Annotated in this window: 18 protein-coding genes and 1 riboswitch; of the genes, 5 read left to right on the top strand and 13 right to left on the bottom strand. The window is 55.6% G+C overall.

Annotated features, from left to right (window positions below; translation table 11 throughout):
• Position 1: 1 nt before the first annotated feature.
• The 9 genes from RTX30_RS05955 to thiM form a co-directional block, all read right to left on the bottom strand.
• Positions 2-775, bottom strand: a complete 774-nt coding sequence (locus tag RTX30_RS05955) for an ABC transporter ATP-binding protein (RefSeq protein ID WP_312687791.1) — start codon at positions 773-775, stop codon at positions 2-4.
• A 10-nt stretch (positions 776-785) separates the two neighbouring features.
• A complete protein-coding gene (locus RTX30_RS05960; RefSeq protein ID WP_312687793.1) occupies positions 786-1,649 on the bottom strand; it encodes an ABC transporter ATP-binding protein in 864 nt (287 codons plus the stop codon).
• Positions 1,621-2,526, bottom strand: coding sequence for an ABC transporter permease (locus RTX30_RS05965; protein ID WP_312687795.1), 906 nt, complete (start codon positions 2,524-2,526; stop codon positions 1,621-1,623). Before RTX30_RS05965 ends, RTX30_RS05960 begins: the two co-directional genes overlap by 29 nt.
• On the bottom strand, positions 2,523-3,560 hold the full coding sequence (locus RTX30_RS05970) for an ABC transporter permease (RefSeq protein WP_312687797.1): 1,038 nt from the start codon (positions 3,558-3,560) through the stop codon (positions 2,523-2,525). Before RTX30_RS05970 ends, RTX30_RS05965 begins: the two co-directional genes overlap by 4 nt.
• Positions 3,557-5,185, bottom strand: coding sequence for an ABC transporter substrate-binding protein (locus RTX30_RS05975; RefSeq protein WP_312687800.1), 1,629 nt, complete (start codon positions 5,183-5,185; stop codon positions 3,557-3,559). Before RTX30_RS05975 ends, RTX30_RS05970 begins: the two co-directional genes overlap by 4 nt.
• Positions 5,186-5,282: 97 nt before the next feature.
• Positions 5,283-6,437, bottom strand: a complete 1,155-nt coding sequence (locus RTX30_RS05980; protein WP_312688216.1) for a mandelate racemase family protein — start codon at positions 6,435-6,437, stop codon at positions 5,283-5,285.
• A 238-nt stretch (positions 6,438-6,675) separates the two neighbouring features.
• On the bottom strand, positions 6,676-7,728 hold the full coding sequence (fbaB, locus tag RTX30_RS05985) for a class I fructose-bisphosphate aldolase (RefSeq protein WP_312687803.1): 1,053 nt from the start codon (positions 7,726-7,728) through the stop codon (positions 6,676-6,678).
• Between the two features lie 151 nt (positions 7,729-7,879).
• On the bottom strand, positions 7,880-8,680 hold the full coding sequence (thiD, locus tag RTX30_RS05990) for a bifunctional hydroxymethylpyrimidine kinase/phosphomethylpyrimidine kinase (protein WP_312687806.1): 801 nt from the start codon (positions 8,678-8,680) through the stop codon (positions 7,880-7,882).
• Complete coding sequence (thiM, locus tag RTX30_RS05995; protein WP_312687808.1) at positions 8,677-9,459, bottom strand: hydroxyethylthiazole kinase; 783 nt, start codon at positions 9,457-9,459, stop codon at positions 8,677-8,679. Before thiM ends, thiD begins: the two co-directional genes overlap by 4 nt.
• A gap of 34 nt (positions 9,460-9,493) precedes the next feature.
• Positions 9,494-9,589, bottom strand: a riboswitch (TPP riboswitch).
• 308 nt (positions 9,590-9,897) lie between these two features.
• Here thiM and RTX30_RS06000 point away from each other — a divergent pair.
• From RTX30_RS06000 to RTX30_RS06010, 3 genes are all read left to right on the top strand, one after another.
• The gene (locus RTX30_RS06000; RefSeq protein ID WP_312687809.1) at positions 9,898-10,911 is read left to right on the top strand and encodes a zinc-binding alcohol dehydrogenase family protein; all 1,014 of its coding nucleotides are present in this window, start codon (positions 9,898-9,900) and stop codon (positions 10,909-10,911) included.
• Between the two features lie 199 nt (positions 10,912-11,110).
• A complete protein-coding gene (locus tag RTX30_RS06005; protein ID WP_312687810.1) occupies positions 11,111-11,440 on the top strand; it encodes an RcnB family protein in 330 nt (109 codons plus the stop codon).
• 13 nt (positions 11,441-11,453) lie between these two features.
• A complete protein-coding gene (locus RTX30_RS06010; RefSeq protein ID WP_312687812.1) occupies positions 11,454-11,879 on the top strand; it encodes a GNAT family N-acetyltransferase in 426 nt (141 codons plus the stop codon).
• Positions 11,880-11,948: 69 nt separating this feature from the next.
• Here RTX30_RS06010 and apbC read toward each other — a convergent pair whose 3' ends face one another.
• Positions 11,949-13,058 (bottom strand): iron-sulfur cluster carrier protein ApbC, encoded by a 1,110-nt coding sequence (gene apbC / locus RTX30_RS06015; protein WP_312687814.1) that lies wholly within the window; start codon positions 13,056-13,058, stop codon positions 11,949-11,951.
• A gap of 164 nt (positions 13,059-13,222) precedes the next feature.
• On the opposite strand from apbC, the gene metG reads away from it, so the two are divergent.
• Complete coding sequence (gene metG / locus RTX30_RS06020) at positions 13,223-15,250, top strand: methionine--tRNA ligase (RefSeq protein WP_312688219.1); 2,028 nt, start codon at positions 13,223-13,225, stop codon at positions 15,248-15,250.
• A gap of 88 nt (positions 15,251-15,338) precedes the next feature.
• Positions 15,339-15,794 (top strand): YehR family lipoprotein, encoded by a 456-nt coding sequence (locus RTX30_RS06025; protein WP_312687815.1) that lies wholly within the window; start codon positions 15,339-15,341, stop codon positions 15,792-15,794.
• A gap of 85 nt (positions 15,795-15,879) precedes the next feature.
• Here the strand turns inward: RTX30_RS06025 and RTX30_RS06030 are convergent, their stop codons facing one another.
• From RTX30_RS06030 to RTX30_RS06040, 3 genes are read right to left on the bottom strand one after another with little or no spacing between them, the layout of a single operon-like run.
• Positions 15,880-16,350, bottom strand: a complete 471-nt coding sequence (locus tag RTX30_RS06030) for a DUF1456 family protein (RefSeq protein WP_312687817.1) — start codon at positions 16,348-16,350, stop codon at positions 15,880-15,882.
• Between the two features lie 53 nt (positions 16,351-16,403).
• Positions 16,404-17,123: a two-component system response regulator BtsR gene (btsR, locus tag RTX30_RS06035; protein WP_312687819.1), complete on the bottom strand. Its 720-nt coding sequence runs from the start codon at positions 17,121-17,123 to the stop codon at positions 16,404-16,406.
• Positions 17,117-18,805: a sensor histidine kinase gene (locus RTX30_RS06040; protein ID WP_312687820.1), complete on the bottom strand. Its 1,689-nt coding sequence runs from the start codon at positions 18,803-18,805 to the stop codon at positions 17,117-17,119. The genes btsR and RTX30_RS06040 overlap by 7 nt, the downstream gene beginning before the upstream one ends.
• Between the last annotated feature and the right edge of the window lie 12 nt (positions 18,806-18,817).

An 18,817-nucleotide genomic window follows, 5' to 3' on the forward strand; every position in this document is an offset into this window, starting at 1 on the left:
TTTAATACGCTGCCACTTCCCGCGCCATTTCACGGCTGTAGCGCTGGCTGGCATTGACCAGCATTTGCGTATACGGCGTTTGCGCTGCCCCGCTGACCAGGTCATCCACCGTGAGCGTTTCCAGGATCCTGCCGTGTTGCATCACCGCGACTTTCTGGCACAGGTGGGCAATCACGCCAAGGTCGTGAGTGACCATCAGGTAAGTCAGGTGCGACTCCTGATGCAATGCCGCCAGCAAATTGAGGATCTCCGCCTGCACCGACACATCCAGCGCCGAGGTCGGCTCATCCAGTAGCAGTACGCGAGGCTCAAGGATCAGCGCCCGGGCAATCGCCACACGCTGACGCTGCCCGCCAGAGAGTTGATGAGGATAGCGATCGCGAAACGCGCGGCTCAATCCGACCTTATCCAGCAAGGTATTCATACGCCGATCGCGGTCGTGAATGCCATGAATGTGTAGCGGCTCTTCAAGAATATCGCCAATGGTATGGCGCGGGTGCAGCGACCCGTAGGGATCCTGAAACACCATTTGTACCAGCCGGCAACGCGGCTGACTAAGGCGTTTTTCCAGCGGCTGATGATTGATGGAAAGCGCGCCATCCCAGTGGGTAAACAGCCCGGCAAGGCACTTCAGCACGGTGGTTTTACCCGACCCAGATTCCCCGACCAGGCCGAAGATCTCGCCAGCCTGCACCGAAAAACAGACATCGCTCAGTACCTGGTTCCGCTTCTCCCCTTCGCCAAACGCCAGGTTGAGGTTTTGCACAGTGATCATTTTGCGCTCCTTATTCGCCCAGCCAGCTGGCCTGGCGCTGCAACACCGGCAGTACCGGGCGGCGATGATGAATTTCCGGCAGGGCGTGGATCAGCCCCTGCGTATAGGGGTGTTGCGCCTGATCTAAGTCTTTCGCCGCAATGGACTCCACGACACGCCCGGCGTACATCACCAGCACCCGGTCACAAAAACTGCGCACCAGGTTGATATCGTGACTGATGAAAATCAGCCCAAGGCCGCGTGACTGGACCAGATCATCCAGCAATCCCAGCACCTGCAAGCGCACAGAGACATCAAGCGCCGAGGTTGGCTCATCAGCAATGACCAGTTCCGGGTCGGTGATCAGCATCATCGCAATCATGATGCGCTGCCCCTGACCGCCCGAGATCTCGTGCGGGTAGAGATGATAAACACGCTCTGGCTGGCGAATACGCACCACATCCAGCATTTCAAGTACTTTGGCCTTTGCGTCAGCTTTCTTACCCGGATGATGCGTTAACCAGGCTTCGGCAATCTGGTCGCCCACGCAAACTACCGGGTTCAGCGAATATTTCGGATCCTGCATAATCATCGAAATCCGTTTGCCACGAATGCCGCGCATTTGCGCTTCATCCACTTTCAACAGGTCGATATTGCCAAACTGCATGCTGTCGGCATGAATGCGCGCTTTTGCCGGGTGCAGACGCAGTAATGCCCGCCCGACGGTAGATTTTCCGGAACCGGACTCACCAACAATCGCCAGTTTTTCCCGCCCAAGCGTGAAAGAGACACCACGCACCGCATGCGTGACTGCCTGGCCGTTGACAAAGTCGACATGCAGATTTTGCACATCAAGAAGCGGCGAATTATTCGCTGCGAGGATCGAGGATGTCACGTAATCCGTCTCCCAAGAAGTTAAACGCCAGACTGTTGATTAAAATCGCCAGCCCCGGAATGGTTACTACCCACCAGCACTCCATCATGTAAGTGCGCCCACTGGAGATCATCGCGCCCCATTCCGGATCCGGCGGCTGCGCCCCCAGTCCTAAGAAGCCCAATCCGGCGGCGGTAAGGATGATACCGGCCATATTCATGGTGATACGGATAATCACCGACGGCAGACAGAGCGGCACAATGTGATGCCACAGCACCCGCACCGGCGAGGCTCCCTGCAAGCGTACCGCTGAAATAAAATCGGCCTGCCGCAACGACAGTGTTTCGGCCCTCGCCAGACGCGCAATTGGCGGCCAGGCGGTGAGTGTAATGGCAATCACCACATGCTCAAGACCCGGGCCAAGTGCCGCCACAAACGCCAGCGCCAGCACCAGGCTTGGGAAAGAGATAAAGATATCGGTCACGCGCATCAGGATCGTATCGACCTTGCCGCCAAAGTAACCGGCGGTAACGCCCAGCAGCAGGCCGAGCGGGCCCACGGTAACGGACACCAGCAACACGATGTAGAGCGTAATCCGCGAGCCATAAACCAGCCGGCTAAAGATATCGCGCCCGAACTCATCAGTGCCGAACCAGTGCGCGGCGCTGGGTGGCGAAAGCGCGCTGTCCAGATCCTGCACCAACGGGTTGTAGGGTGCGATAAACGGCGCAAAGAGCGCCACAATGAGCAGCAGCAAAACAATGCCGCCACCGATAGCGGTCAGCGGATTACGCGCCATTTTGCCAACAAAACCCGCCGCGCGTCCGACGCGCTTTCTCAGCCGCACACGACGCTCATGGCGGGCAGAAGAAACCGGCGAATCAAAAGAGACCGTCATGATTTCGTCCTCGGATCAAAGAGTTGGTACAGCATGTCGGAGAGCAGATTGAGCAGCACGAAGATCACCCCGACCAGGAGCACACAGCCCATCACCGCGTTCATATCACCCAGCAGCAGGCTGCCGGTCAGGTAAGAGCCAAACCCCGGCCAGGAAAAGACGGTTTCAATCAATACCGCCCCTTCCAGCAATGCGCCATAAGCCAGCGCCACCACCGTTAACAACTGCACCAGGATATTGCGAAAGGCGTGATTCCAGATCACCTGCCGCTCGGTCAGCCCTTTCACCCGCGCGGTAATAATGAACTCCTGTGACAGCTGCGCCAGCATAAAACTACGGGTCATACGGCTGATGTACGCCAGCGAATGAAAACCAAGCAACGAAGCAGGTAACACCAGATGGTTGAGCGCATTCCAGAACACCTGACCATTGCCCGCCAGCAACGCATCGACGGTCATAAGCCCGGTGCGACGCGGCACCACACCGTCCAGCCCAAGATCCAGCCGCCCGGCACCGCCAACCCACCCCAGCCAGGCGTAGAACAGCAGCAACCCCATCATGCCGACCCAGAAAATCGGTGTGGAATAACCTGCCAGGCTGATAATGCGCACCACATAGTCAGAGAGACTGTTACGGCGGGCGGCGGCCAGCACGCCGAGCGGGATCCCTAAACCCGCCCCCACGAGAATCGCCATCGTTGCCAGTTCCAGCGTCGCCGGGAAGACACGAACAATGTCGTCCAGCACGGGCTTACCGGTCAGCAGTGCATTCCCCAGGTTGCCATGCAGGAGATTATTCAGGTAAATGCCAAACTGAGTGAGCAGCGACTTATCAAAACCTAACTGCTGGTAGACCTGCTGGTAGGTGCTTTGATCCGCATCCGGGCCGACAATCGCCAGAACCGGGTCGACAGGCATTACCCGGCCGATAAAGAACGTCAGCAGCAATAAACCAAACAGCGTGACAATAACCTGCGTCAGCCGTTTTGACAGACGTCTGGCCCGCGAGCCAGGCGCAAGTATCAGCGTACTCATCCTTTCTCTCCTCCGGTAGACGGGCTTTTATAGACTTCGCGCAGGAAGGTGGTTGCCGAGGGGTGCGACTGGAAATTTTTCACGTCATTACGCACTACCACCGAATCCACCATTTGCGACAACGGGATAAGGGCCGGTATAAGCTGGTCATACCGCAACTGGATTTGCTGATAGTCGGTTTTCTGCTTCTCCGGGTCGCGCTCCAGTAGGGCCTTGTCGATCATCTCATTCAGCGGCTTGTCATAAAAACTGGTACGCCAGCCCTGAAAATTGGTCAGCCGCGCTTCATCGCTGTTGTCCGGGTTATAGACCAGCGCGCGCAGGCTTGAATGGGGGTGCGGCTCAACGCCGCTGCCGCCGCGACCGACCAGCATGTCGAATTTCCGTTCACGCATCGCACCGTAAATCTGGTTGCCAGTGCCGGTGACGATTTTGGCGTTGATCCCTGCCTGCATCAGTGTCGACTGCACGGCAATGGCGATATTCAAAAACGGCTGATCGGCCAGTACCCGAAGAGTGGTATCAAAACCGTCCGGATAACCGGCTTCTGCCAGTAACTTTTTAGCGCGGGGGATATCCAGCCGGTACCCAGGATCTGGCAAGGTCGAGGGCATACCCGCTTTAATAGGGCGCTGATGCAGCACACCGTAACCCGGCATCAAGGCTTTATTTATGCCCTGATAATCAATCAGGTAACGCACTGCTTCGCGCACTTTCGGGTTAGCAAAATGCGGCTCTTTCATGCTCATCGCCACGTAATACACCGTGCCCTTTTGCACCGCTTCTACCGTGACATTGGGGTCTTTACGTAGCGCATTGATATCGGACACCGCCATATTGTTGGCGATATCCAGATCGCCTTTCGCCAGCATCAGACGCAGGGTTTGCGACTCCTGGAAGTGGCGCAGCACCACGCGGCTGAGCTTCGGCGCTTCACGCCAGTAGCCCGGGTTGCGCTTCATACGCAGGACATCTTTTGCCTGCCAGGTTTCCAGCATAAAGGGGCCGGATCCCGCCTCATTGGTGGTCAGCCAGCGGTTGCCCCAGTCATTATTCACGGCATGGCTTTGCACCGTTTTGCTGTCCAGCACCCCCAGATTACCCAGCGCGCCCAGTGAATAAATCACCAGTTGCGGATCGTTGGCCTTAGGCAGACGAATTTGTACCGTGTAGGCATCCGGGGCGGAAATCTGGTCATCAATATTTTTCTTACTGAAACCGTAAGATTTCCATACCGAGGCCTGCGCAAGGTTAAGATGCAGCAAACGGCGCATCGACCACACCACATCCTCTGAGGTCAGCGGATTCCCGGAATGAAATTTGACGTTTTTGCGCAGATGAAAGGTCAGCGTTTTGCCATCCGGACTGATCGCCCACGACTCTGCCAGCGCCGGTTTGACGTTGGTCTGTTCGTTCGGATCCAGTTCCACCAGCGAGTCGTAAAGATTAACCACAATACCGACCACTTCGTTGCCGGTCATGGCCGCCGGATCGAGAGTCAGCAGGTTGTTCATGTTCATGCCAATGATGAGCTGGTCGGGCGGTGTCGCTGCACGCGCCGCTCCACTCCCCATCATCAGCGAGAGCGCAACGAGACACGCTCCGGCAAGCGAGGATTTTTTCATCTTTGTCTACCGTTTGTAGGGTACGTTTTGCCAGATGGCTACTGCCTTACCGGCTTGCGTGGCCCGAAAGTCAGTGCTTCCGGGCTATTGTTATGGGTCAGTCGTGGCTGAGCGTATTGGCTTCGATATAGGCAAAATTGATGTCTTCACCGAGCCCGGGGCGCTGTGGCAGATGGACATAACCGTCCTCATCCATCGGATCGACAAGACTATTGAGGTAGGCCGCCGGTTGGTCGTAATCCAGGAACGGATGCAACAGCCCGCGCTCATACCAACGGCAGTTACGGATAGCACCAATTACCGCCAGACTTGCCGCCCCGTTACCGTGGACTTCACAATCCATGCCAAACGATTCGGCAAGGTTGGCGACTTTCAGCGTCGGCGAGATACCGCCTACGCCATTCGCCCCGGCACGCAGGATGTCGCAGGCCCCCGCTTTCACCCAATCGGCGCGGCTGTGATGCTTACCTCCCAGGCTTTCCGGCCCGATGACGGGAATCGACAGGTTTTCCGCCAGCCAGGCGTAAGAGGACATGCTCTCCTCTTCCATCGGCTCCTCAAACCAGGCGAAGTTGAGTTTCTCCAGCGCCTTGCCGATGTAGAGCGCTTCGGTACGGCTGTACCAGTGATAGCCATCAATCATTAAATCGATATCCGGCCCTACCGCCTCACGCACCGCGGCGCAGGCTTTCACGTCCATTTTTGGGTCTGGCGCGAATTTGACGGGCGGCATCCAGGTATGCAGTTTGATGGCTTTATAGCCCCGGGCCACCAGTTGTTCGGCAAACGCGGCATACTCTTCCGGGGTCGACAGCCCGCCCTCCAGTTCATCGCCGCACATGGTGCTGCCATAGGCCGGGACTTTATCGCGGTAGCCACCCAACAATTTATAAACGGGCATATTGAGTTTACGGCCAATCAAATCCCACAGTGCCTGCTCGACAAAAGACAGTGCGCGTTCGGTCAGCTGATGAGCGCTGCCACGCTGCCAGTGCACCAGATCCTGCCAGATGCGTTCACGGTTAAACGGATCCTGACCCACCATCACTTTGCGGAAAAACGCATTAAGGACAAAGGGACGCACCACTTCCGGCGGCGCAAACGAATACCCTTTGCTGCCATCGTCTGCAGTAATGGTCAGCATGGCCATTTTCGCCTGCGTCTCCGGGCCGGGATGAGAGTGCCCGGCGCTGTCGGAAACCCGTCGCGTTGGGTGCTGAAAGACGGTGACATTTACAGATTCAATTTTCATCATGGATCCTTGGTGTTTTTGAAAAGCTGTTTCATTACAAAATATATGCACAAAAATACGCCGTATCCTCGGACAATCTCCGCTAAGCGGCGGTCATTTTCTGGGCATACGCACAAGGATGCGTGACATTTTTCACAAAAGGTTACGGAAATGTGATGAAGATCGGGAAGGAGAATTCAGGCAATTAAGGCGTTGTTTTAAAGCATTATCCCCTCTGCGAGAGAGGGGATAACGTCCATCAGGCAATGGTGACTTTGGGATCGAGGTAAACATCCTGTACGGCGTTAATCAGCTTCACGCCATCGGCCATCGATTTCTTAAAGGCTTTACGGCCGAGGATCAACCCCATGCCGCCCGCACGTTTATTAATGACCGCCGTGCGCACGGCATCACTCATGTCGGTGTCGCCCCCTGCCGCGCCGCCGGAGTTGATAAGCCCAGCACGGCCCATATAGCAGTTCGCCAGTTGATAGCGCACCAGATCGATTGGGTTGTCGCTGGTCAGCTTGCTGTAAACGCGCTCATCGGTGTAACCGAAATTCACCGCGTTATAGCCGCCGTTATTTTCCGCCATTTTCTGCTTCACAATGTCAGCGCCGATGGTAGCGGCAATGTGGTTCGCCTGGCCGGTCAAATCGGCGGAGGCATGGTAATCGACGCCCTCTTTTTTGAAGGCAGAATTGCGAAGGTAGGCCCACAACACAGTCACCATGCCCAGTTCGTGAGCACGTTCAAAAGCAGCGGAGATCTCTTCAATCTGGCGGCGGGACTCCTGTGAACCAAAGTAGATTGTCGCGCCAACGGCCACTGCCCCCATATTAAACGCCTGCTCGACGCTGGCGTACAGGGTCTGATCATACTCGGTGGGGTAACTCAGCGTTTCGTTATGGTTAAGTTTAACCAGGAACGGAATGCGGTGCGCATAACGACGGGAAACTGAAGCCAGCACGCCGTAGGTCGACGCGACGCAGTTACAGCCAGCTTCAATCGCCAGTTCGACAATATTCTTCGGATCGAAATAGAGCGGATTCGCCGCAAACGACGCGCCCGCAGAGTGTTCGATGCCCTGATCGACAGGCAAAATGGACAGATACCCGGTGCCAGCCAGACGCCCGTGGTTATACAGCGTCTGCATATTACGCAGCACCGCAGGCGGGCGATTGTTATCCACCATCACGCGATCGACGTAATCCTCCCCCGGCAGATAGAGCTGATCAGCGGAGATGGTAATACAACGGTGTTGCAGAAGGCTGTCGGCGTCTTTGCCAAGTAACTGCACAATATCAGTCATAGCTATGCTCCCGTAAGCTTCGCACAGGGCGAAATGGATTGTCCTTACCCATCTGACGATGGGCAGCAATAATCCTGGTCTTCCTGTGCGCGATTTTCCACCGCGAGCGCACTTTTTCAGCATAATCTGCTGGCACGTTTCGTATGCCGGTTTACCACCACTGATGGAAGTGGTGCACCGGCCCAATGCCATGGCCGACCTCCAGCGAGTCCGCCTGTAACAGCGCCGCTGTTAGCCACCCTTTCGCCTCGGCGACAGTGGCCGCCCAGTTGGCATGACGCGGGCGTAACGCCGCCAGTGCAGCCGAGAGCGTGCATCCTGTGCCGTGGGTATTTTTCGTCATCACGCGCGGGGTGGTAAAACGCTGCGCGCCATCACGGGTGAATAACCAGTCCGGGCTTTCGGCGTCGTTAAGGTGGCCCCCTTTCATCAACACCGCTTCACAGCCCAACGCCAATAACGCTTCGCCCTGCGCATGCATCTCCTGTTCGCTACCTGCAAGCGGCGCCTCCAACAGCGCTGCCGCCTCCGGCAAATTAGGCGTAATAAGCGAAACTTGCGGCAGTAAATGCTGCCGCAGCGCCGACACCGCCGATGGCGACAACAGCGGATCGCCGCTCTTGGCAAGCATCACCGTATCCAGCACAACATGACGCACTTGATAGTGCCGCAGCCGCTCTGCCACCGCTTCGACGATGTCCGTCTCTGCCAGCATGCCGATTTTAGTGCTATCAATGCGCACATCGCTTAGCACGGCGTCGAGTTGCGCTGCCACAAAATCCGGTTCGATACGATAAACCGATTGCACGCCACGGGTGTTTTGCGCCACCAGCGCGGTGATCACCGAGCAGCCATACGCCCCCAGTGCAGAAAAGGTTTTTAAATCAGCCTGAATTCCCGCGCCACCGCTGGGATCGGTGCCAGCGATAGTCAGTGCGTTAATACGTTTCATGCATCTGCCCCTGCTGAATGCAGCGCATCAAGGAAGGCCGCCACAAAACTGCCGGGTCCTTCGCTGCGGGCCACCGCCTGGCTCCCGGCTTGCGACATCAACGCGCAGGCCGCGGCGACATTCGCCAGCCGATCGCCAGCAAGCGCGCAGCTGGCCGCCACAACAGCCGACAATGCGCAGCCAGTGCCCACTACTCGCGTCATGATCGCATCGCCACCGGTGACCATCAGGGTGCGTTGCCCGTCAGTGATGTAATCCACTTCGCCACTCACCGCAACGACAGCGCCCGTCTGCCTTGCCAGTGTTTGCGCTGCGGGTAACGCTGCGCTGGCGGTGTCCGTGGTATCGACGCCGCGCCCGCCGCTGCTCATTCCGGCAAGGGCAAGAATTTCCGAGGCATTCCCGCGGATCGCCGCAGGGTGCAAAGTAAGGAGTTGTGCGCAGAAAGAGGTTCGGTAAGTAAGCGCGCCGACGGCAACAGGATCTAACGTCCACGGCGTATCTGCTGCCTGCGCGCTGTCGATGGCCGCGCGCATTGCTTCGGCACGATCACGAGTAAGGGTACCGACGTTAATCAACAACGCATCGGCAATCGCTGCAAACTGCTGTGCCTCTTCGGGTTCAATCACCATCGCGGGCGACGCGCCCAAAGCCAGCAGCACATTGGCTGTAAAAGTCTGAACCACGTCATTGGTCATACAGTGCACTAGGGGAAAACGGCGGCGGAATTGCTGTAACACATGCGCGGTCTGCGCACGATCAAGCAGGTCAGGTTGCATAAATTCGCTCCTGCCCGGCGTGAAGAAGGGATGCCGGGCAGGCATCTGACTTCCCTACGCTGGCATTATCCAGATCAGGTGGTACGGGTATTTCTCAGCCTTCATACGAAGGGCACCCCGAGTCAAAGGGACAGTGCGTCCCGGTCAGCAGAGTAAGGGAATGTGCAGGCGAATACAAGGGAGCCCAAAAAGAGGCGATGGCAGATAATCTGGCGTTGATAAATATCCGCTGATGGCCCCCTGTCGCTCAAGGATCGGGCGCAGTGGCGAAGCAATGGATGTTCGGTGGCCTGCCATTCCCGGCTACGGCTGCGCTACAGGCTGTGGCGATTTTCACTGCTTAAGGATAAGTGCTGCTCCGTTTTACGGGTTTTTCATCATGACGGCGTTGTCTACCCTTACCGGCACTGAGATAAATAACGCATTAACGGAGTATTTATGAAAGCAATCGCCATTACCCACGCGGCCCCAAACGGTAACAACCTGGCCTTCCTGAACGATATCCAACTGCCGCAGCCGCAGGCCAGCGGCCATGACCTGCTGGTGGAGGTGAAAGCCATCTCTGTTAACCCGGTCGATACTAAAGTGCGCGCCGGTTTCAATGCCGAAACGCCTCGCGTGCTGGGCTGGGACGCCGTCGGCGTGGTGAAAGAGGTGGGAGAAGCTGTCACGCTTTTTCGACCGGGCGATGAAGTGTGGTATGCCGGGGCATTAACGCGGCCAGGCAGTAACAGCGAATTTCAACTAGTGGATGAGCGGATTACAGCGCTGAAACCCAAAACGCTGGATAACGCCTCTGCCGCGGCCCTGCCGTTAACCGCTATCACCGCCTGGGAGATGTTGTTTGACCGGCTTGGCATTCGCGAAAACGGCAACGAAGGGGATGTACTGCTGATCGTTGGCGCGGCAGGCGGCGTCGGCTCAATCATTACCCAACTGGCGCGCAAATTGACGCGCATGACGGTGATTGGAACCGCTTCACGCCCCGCCAGCCAGCAATGGGTTCTGGAGCGCGGTGCTCATCATGTGATTGATCACAGCAAGCCACTGACCGAAGAGCTGGCACGGATTGGCATAAAAGAGGTGACGCATGTCGCCAGCCTTACCAACACGCAGGACCATTATCAGCAATTGATTAATGCCCTGAAACCGCAAGGCAAGCTGGCGCTCATTGATGATCCCGACAGTCTTGATGCACTGCCGCTGAAGGCAAAAAGTGTGTCCCTGCACTGGGAGTTTATGTTTACCCGGTCGATGTTTACCACGGACGATATGATTGCCCAGCACCGGTTACTGACACGCGTCGCCGCGTTGATTGACGAAGGTGTATTACAAACGACGCTCGGGGAACACTTTGGTGCCATCAATGCGACTAATCTGCGTAAAGCCCATGCCCTGCTCGAAAGCCAGCGTGCAGTCGGTAAAATCGTGCTGGAAGGCTTTACGGACTGACGGGATGCCAGGATTATTCCCAAAGGTTACAAGCGGATAGCGGAAATTGCTGTTCGCTTTTCCTGCTTTCTCCTGGGTTTGCTTACACTTTTTACCAAAGCGTTATTTTTTCGTTGTTGCTCCCCCGTAAGTTAACGGCAATGATGGCATGCTAATTTATGCAACCGCGTGAAATGGATAAGAACAACCTGGAGAGAGTATGCGTAAAACAAAAATGATGCTTCTGGGCGCGCTGTTGGCAACCGCAACTTCTGCCTTTGCCGAATCGCAGACCACACTGGCTAGTGGGCCGCAATCCTACGAGGTGAAGGAGTTCGTGGCCGATTTCACCAAGTTTAACATCGGTGATACGGTGCCGGAGATGTACCGCAGTCAGGAGTACAACATTAAACAGTGGCAGTTACGCAACCTGCCAGCACCAGATGCGGGTAGCCACTGGACCTATATGGGCGGCAACTATGTGCTGATCACCGATACCGACGGCAAAATTCTTAAAGCCTATAATGGTGATATCTTCTATCACCGCTAAGTAAGGGGCTGGTTTGATTATTCGCCGCTGGCAAGAAAGTGACAGGCCGTTTTTACGTACTCTTTATCTGCGTGCCCGCAAAAGCGGCTGGACGTGGCTCGATGGCAGTGACTGGCAGCTGGAAGATTTCGATGCCGCTGTGCTGGGCGAAACGGTGTGGGTCGCCGAAGAGGAAGGGCACCGTCTTGGGTTCGCCTCGGTCTACGAGAACGACAACTTCCTGCATAACTTGTTTATTGACCCGGATGCACAGGGCAAGGGCGTTGGCAGTGCATTACTCAGGCATGTGCAATCGACCTTTACCCATACCGGATCGCTGAAATGCCTGTTGCTGAATAAAAAAGCGCTGGCGTTTTATCAACGCCACGGCTGGCATATCGAAGCGCAGGGTGCCTCGCCACAAGGGGATTATTTGCTGCTGCACTATGTGCTGAAGTGATGATGCTGAAGTGATGAATGGCAGTAAAACGATGACAGCCGGGCGGCATAAACCGCCCGGCTGTCTGTTTTACACTGCGCGGAAGGCGATGTCGCCGGGGATCACCTCTCCCTGCCAGTAAAGCTGCGCCGCAACGCGCCCGGCGAGCTGGCGGTAAATAGCCGTGAACTCGCTATCCGGGCGGCTCACGACAGTCGGCGTACCGTTATCCAGATCTTCACGCAACGTAATATGCAGCGGCAACTGGCCTAACAGTTGCGTATGGTACTGCTGCGCCAGTTTTTCCGCACCGCCAGTACCGAAAATTGGCTCATGATGACCGCAGTTGCTGCAAATATGCATGCTCATGTTTTCCACAATGCCCAGCACCGGAACTTCCACTTTCTCGAACATGACGATGCCTTTTTTCGCATCGATAAGCGCGATATCTTGCGGCGTGGTCACCACCAGCGCACCGGTTACCGGAATATTCTGCGCCAGCGTCAGCTGAATATCACCGGTGCCTGGCGGCATATCCAGCACCAGATAATCCAGGTCCGGCCACAGCGACTCCTGCAACAGTTGCAGCAGCGCCTTGCTGGCCATTGGGCCGCGCCAGACCATCGCGTTGTCGTCTGTGACCAGATAGCCAATCGAATTGGTGGCTAAGCCGTGAGACATGATCGGCGCCATATGGGTACCGTCCGGCGAGGTCGGGCGCTCATTTTCTGCCCCCAGCATCAGCGGAATGGACGGGCCATAGATGTCGGCATCCAGAATACCGACTTTCGCCCCTTCCGCCGCCAGCGCCAGCGCAAGGTTGACCGCCGTCGACGACTTCCCTACCCCGCCTTTGCCGGAACTGACCGCAATAATGTTTTTCACGCCGTTAACGCCCGGCTGATTTTTCACCCGTTTCAAGGTGGCGATGTTATGCGACAGCTTCCAGTCGATGGCTTTCGCGCCAGTAATGCGTAGCAGCTCAGCGCTGGTTTCTTCTTTCAATACTTCAAACGCGCTGCGCCAGACAAACGGCATGATCAGTTCAATGTGCAGACTGTCGTCCAGCCATGCGACGTGGTGCACGGCTTTCAATGCGGTGAGATTGTGCTTCAGGGTTGGGTGCTGAAAGTTGGCCAGCGTTCCGGCAACCATTGCACGTAAGGCTTCCGGGGATTTGGCCTGGGATTGCGAACTCATCCCGACTCCTTTGTAGTTATGCTGAAAACGACATTGTAGCGGCCAAGTTTACCGCACACGTAATAATTATCCATTTATGGATTAATGCCCTAATCGCTTGGCGCATTAATTCCCCTTTTGGTACTATCGATACCCCTTTTTCTCAAGAAGATGTAATGCCTACTATGACTCAAGTCGCGAAGAAAATTCTGGTAACGTGCGCGCTGCCGTACGCCAACGGCTCCATCCACCTCGGCCATATGCTGGAGCACATCCAGGCTGATGTCTGGGTCCGTTACCAGCGAATGCGCGGCCATCAGGTCAATTTCATCTGCGCGGACGATGCTCACGGCACGCCGATTATGCTGAAAGCACAGCAACTGGGCATTACGCCAGAGCAGATGATTGGCGAAATGAGTCAGGAACATCAAACGGATTTCGCTGGCTTTGACATCAGCTATGACAACTATCACTCCACCCATAGCGACGAAAACCGCGTGCTGTCGGAGCTGATTTACACCCGTCTGAAAGAGAACGGTTTTATTAAAAACCGCACCATTTCTCAGCTCTACGATCCGGAAAAAGGGATGTTTTTACCGGACCGTTTTGTTAAAGGCACCTGCCCGAAATGCAAATCGCCGGATCAGTACGGCGATAACTGTGAAGTGTGTGGCGCCACCTACAGCCCGACCGAACTGATTGAACCGAAATCGGTGGTGTCCGGTGCCACGCCGGTGATGCGCGATTCAGAGCACTTCTTCTTCGATCTGCCCTCGTTCAGCGAAATGTTGCAGGCATGGACCCGTAGCGGCGCGCTGCAGGAGCAGGTGGCGAATAAAATGCAGGAGTGGTTCGAATCGGGTCTGCAGCAGTGGGATATCTCCCGTGATGCGCCCTATTTCGGTTTCGAAATTCCCAATGCGCCGGGCAAATATTTCTACGTCTGGCTCGATGCGCCGATCGGCTACATGGGCTCGTTTAAAAACCTGTGCGACAAGCGCAACGATCTGAACTTCGACGACTGGTGGAAGAAAGATTCCGACGCCGAGCTGTATCACTTCATCGGCAAAGATATTGTCTACTTCCACAGCCTGTTCTGGCCGGCCATGCTGGAAGGCAGTGGTTTCCGCAAACCGACCAATCTGTTTGTGCACGGTTATGTCACGGTGAACGGCGCGAAAATGTCTAAATCTCGCGGCACCTTTATCAAAGCCAGCACCTGGCTCAACCACTTCGATGCCGACAGCCTGCGCTACTACTATGCCGCTAAGCTCTCATCACGCATTGACGATATCGACCTGAACCTGGAAGATTTCGTTCAGCGCGTGAATGCCGATATTGTGAACAAAGTGGTTAACCTGGCTTCGCGCAATGCCGGTTTTATTGCTAAACGCTTCGACGGCGTGCTGGCCGCTGAACTGGCGGATCCGGCACTGTATAAAACCTTTACCGATGCGGCAGCCACCATTGGCGAAGCGTGGGAGAGCCGCGAGTTTGGTAAAGCGGTACGCGAAATTATGGCGCTGGCAGATGTGGCGAACCGTTATGTCGACGAACAGGCACCGTGGGTGGTGGCAAAACAGGAAGGCCGCGATGCCGATCTGCAGGCCATCTGCTCTATGGGTATCAACCTGTTCCGCGTGCTGCTTACCTACCTGAAACCGGTACTGCCGTCGCTGTCGGCACGTGCTGAGGCGTTCCTGAACACGCAACTTGAGTGGGACGCTATTCAGCAACCGCTGCTCGGCCATAAGGTGAACGCGTTTAAAGCGCTGTACAACCGTATTGAAATGAAACAGGTCGAGGCGCTGGTTGAAGCTTCGAAAGAGGAAGTGAAAGCCGCCGCACCGGCTACCGGCGAACTGGCCGACAACCCAATTCAGGAAACCATCAGCTTTGATGACTTTGCCAAAATCGACCTGCGCGTAGCGCTGATTGAGAACGCGGAGTTTGTTGAAGGGTCTGATAAGTTGCTGCGTCTGACGCTGGATCTGGACGGCGAAAAACGCAATGTTTTCTCCGGCATCCGCTCTGCATACCCGGATCCGGGCGCGCTGATTGGCCGCCTGACGGTGATGGTAGCAAACCTCGCTCCGCGTAAAATGCGCTTCGGCATCTCCGAAGGGATGGTGATGGCCGCAGGCCCTGGCGGGAAAGATATCTTCCTGTTAAGCCCGGACAGCGGCGCAAAAGCCGGTCAGCAAGTTAAGTAAAAAATAAGGCGCTGGATTCAGCGCCTTTTTCTATACTCAAATCGGTGTTACACAAATCAATACTTCACATGGAAAACAGGGGATTATCGTGAAATTCAGTAAGCTCATTGCCGCACTCTTTTCTGTTGCTTTACTTACCGGCCTGGCAGGCTGTGGAGAGAAAGAGCAGAGCAAGACCTTCAGCTGGTCACAGGCGGGCACCGAAGTGACGCTCACTTATTACTACAAGGGCGACCAGGTTGAGCGCCAGACGGCGAAAAACAAAATTGAATACGCTTCAATCGGCGCGAAAACCAAAGATGAGGCGATGAAAGTGCTGGATCCCATTAGCAAGAAATACCAGAGCGTGAAAGGGATCAAAGAGAGCGTGGTTTATGAAGAAACCTACGCGCAGGAGACGCTGGATGTGGATTACAACGAAGTTGATTTCTCGGCGTTGAATAGTCTGCAGGGCTCTGAGTTTACCGGCACGGTCAATGGCAAAATTAGCATGAAGCAGTCTGAGCAGTTGCTGAAAGCGCGCGGCTTTAAAGAAGTGCAATAACACCCTGCCCGGCAGCATATTGCTGACCGGGCATGCATCATTTTACAGGCCGGAGCGGGTCATACCGTCATTCGGCCTGTTTTGTTTAGCTCTGTGGTTTCTGGACCCGGCTGGCTAATCCGCGCAGGAAATAGCGCAGGAACTGATCGCCACATTCACGAAAGTTTTTATGCTCCGGTGCGCGCATCATGGCCGTGATTTCCGGCATCGAGACGCGGAATTTTTGCTCGGTCAGGATCGCCAGGATGTCATCGGTTTTTAACGAGAACGCAATCCGCAATTTCTTCAGCACAATATTGTTGTTCAGCTTACGCTCGGCCACCAGCGGTGGAGCGGTGTCATCTTTGCCGCGTTTTTCGTAAATCAACCCGTTCAGAAAGGCAGACAACACAATATCCGGGCAAGGCGCATAACCTGCCTCATCCTCTTTACGCAGCCAGGGTGCGAGCTGTTCAACCGTGACCACCGTGTCTGTGAGTGCCAGAATGCGCACCAACGCACTGTTGTCCACTTGCAGTGTGTAACGCAGGCTACGCAGGATATCGTTATTAAGCATGTTGTTTCCCGGAAATAATGAACCAGCGCGCAGTTTAGGCATCGCACAGGAATTTACAAGCCCAGCGCCTCTTTTAAATTCTTCAGATAACGCCGGCTCACTGGCACCGTCAGGCCATCACGCAGTAATAATTCCGCCTGGCCGTTATCTTCAAGACGGATCTCTTTTAAATGCGCCAGGTTGACCAGATACTGACGATGGCAGCGGATCAGCGGCGTACGGCTCTCCAGCGTGCGCAAGGTCAGCTCGGTAAAGCCTTCTTTGCCCTCATGGCTGGTAACAAACACCCCGCTCATGCGGCTGCTGACAAAAGCAACCTCGTCCATTTGCAATAGCCAGATTCGGCTGTGACCGGTACAGGGAATAAACTTCAGCGCCTCCTGATTCTCCGGCAGCACGGAAACATCCTGTTCATTACGCTCCTGGCGCAGGCGGCTAAGCGTTTTTTCCAGTCGGCGCGCTTCTATCGGTTTGAGTAAATAATCAAAGGCATGTTCTTCAAAAGCCTGAATTGCATACTCATCAAATGCCGTCAGAAAAACCACATAGGGGCGGTTTTCCGGGTCGAGCATACCGACCATTTCCAGCCCGCTGATACGTGGCATCTGGATATCAAGAAAGAGTACATCCGGGCGCAGCTTATGCACCGCGCCGATGGCTTCAACCGCATTGCTGCACTCGCCCACCACATCAATGTCACGCTCTTCCTGAAGCAAAATACGCAGGTTTTCCCGGGCCAGCGGTTCGTCATCAACAATCAGCACTTTTAACATGCGTTTTCCTCCAGCGGGAGTCGCAGAGTGATTCGGGTAAAAATGTCCGGCTCGCAGGCGATGGTCATGCCGCACTCGCTGCCGTAGCGGGCGTGCAGCCGCTTATCCACCAGGCTCATTCCCAGCCCGCTGGCATCGCCCTTCGGTTGATACAGCCCGGCATTGTCTTCTATCGCCAGCAGCAAATACTCCCCTTCCAGGCTGGCATTAATGGTTATTTCACCCACACCCAGCAGTTGCGAGGTGCCATGCTTAATGGCGTTTTCCACTATCGGTTGCAGGGTAAAGGCCGGGAGATGCAGATGAGAGAGCGCGTCCGGCACATGCAACTGCACCTGCAGACGTGACTGGAAGCGCGCCTTTTCTATTTGCAGGTAAGCATTAACATGCTCGATTTCGTCTGCCAGCGTCACAATCTCGGAATGACGTTTGAGGTTCTTACGAAAGAAGGTCGACAGATACTGCACCAGTAAGCCTGCCTGGTCGCTGTCGCGGCGGATCACTGCTTTGAGGGTATTGAGCGCGTTGAACAAAAAATGGGGATTCACCTGCGCGTGCAATAGCTTGATTTCCGACTGGGTAAGCAACGCTTTTTGGCGTTCGTACTGTCCGGCAAGGATCTGCGCCGACAGCAGTTGCGCAATGCCCTCCCCCAACGTGCGGTTGATGGAACTGAACAGGCGGTTTTTTGCTTCATACAACTTAATGGTGCCGACGACGCGCTGGTTTTCGCCACGCAGCGGGATCACCAGTGTCGACCCCAGTTTGCAATGCGGATGCAATGAGCAGCGATATGGCACTTCATTGCCATCAGCGTAGACCACTTCTCCTGTCTCAATAGCGCGCTGCGTCCAGACAGAGGAAATAGGCCGCCCCGGCAGATGGTGATCGTCACCGGTACCGGTAAAAGCGAGGAGCTTTTCCCGATCGGTAATCGCCACCGCACCGATCTCAAGCTCCTGATAGAGCACCTGTGCCACCTTCATGCTGTTCTCTTCGTTAAAGCCCTGACGCAGAAAGCCTTCGGTCGAGGCGGCGACTTTCAATGCCGTAGCAGAGAACGCCGAGGTGTATTTTTCAAACATGGCGCGCTTATCAAGCAGAATGCGCATAAATAGCGCCGCACCCACGGTGTTCGTCACCATCATCGGCGCCGCAATGCTCTGCACCAGATGCAGTGCGCTGTCGAAGGGACGGGCGATCAGCAGGATGATCAGCATCTGAATTAGCTCGGCCACGCACGTCACCGCCCCGGCGGTGAAAGGGCTGAACACCAAATCAGTGCGCCCGCGTTTAATCAGGATGCTGTGCATCAGCCCGCCAAGCAGCCCTTCTACGAAGGTTGAAATCATGCAACTCAGCGCGGTCATGCCGCCCATCGAATAGCGGTGCAGGCCGCCGGTCAGGCCTACCAGCCCACCAACCAGCGGGCCGCCCAGCAAGCCGCCCATCACCGCCCCGATCGCGCGCGTATTGGCAATCGAATCTTCGATGTGCAGACCAAAGTAGGTGCCGAGAATGCAAAAAATAGAAAACGTGACGTAGCACAATAGCTTGTGCGGCAAGCGGACAGTGACCTGCATCAGCGGAATAAACAGACGCGTTTTGCTCATCAGCCAGGCGATAACCAGAAACACGCACATTTGCTGTAGCAACAACAACACCAGATTAAACTCGTACATACCCGCCATACC

Origin of the sequence: Kosakonia sp., from assembly GCF_032052965.1 — a bacterium.
Lineage (GTDB): Bacteria > Pseudomonadota > Gammaproteobacteria > Enterobacterales > Enterobacteriaceae > Kosakonia.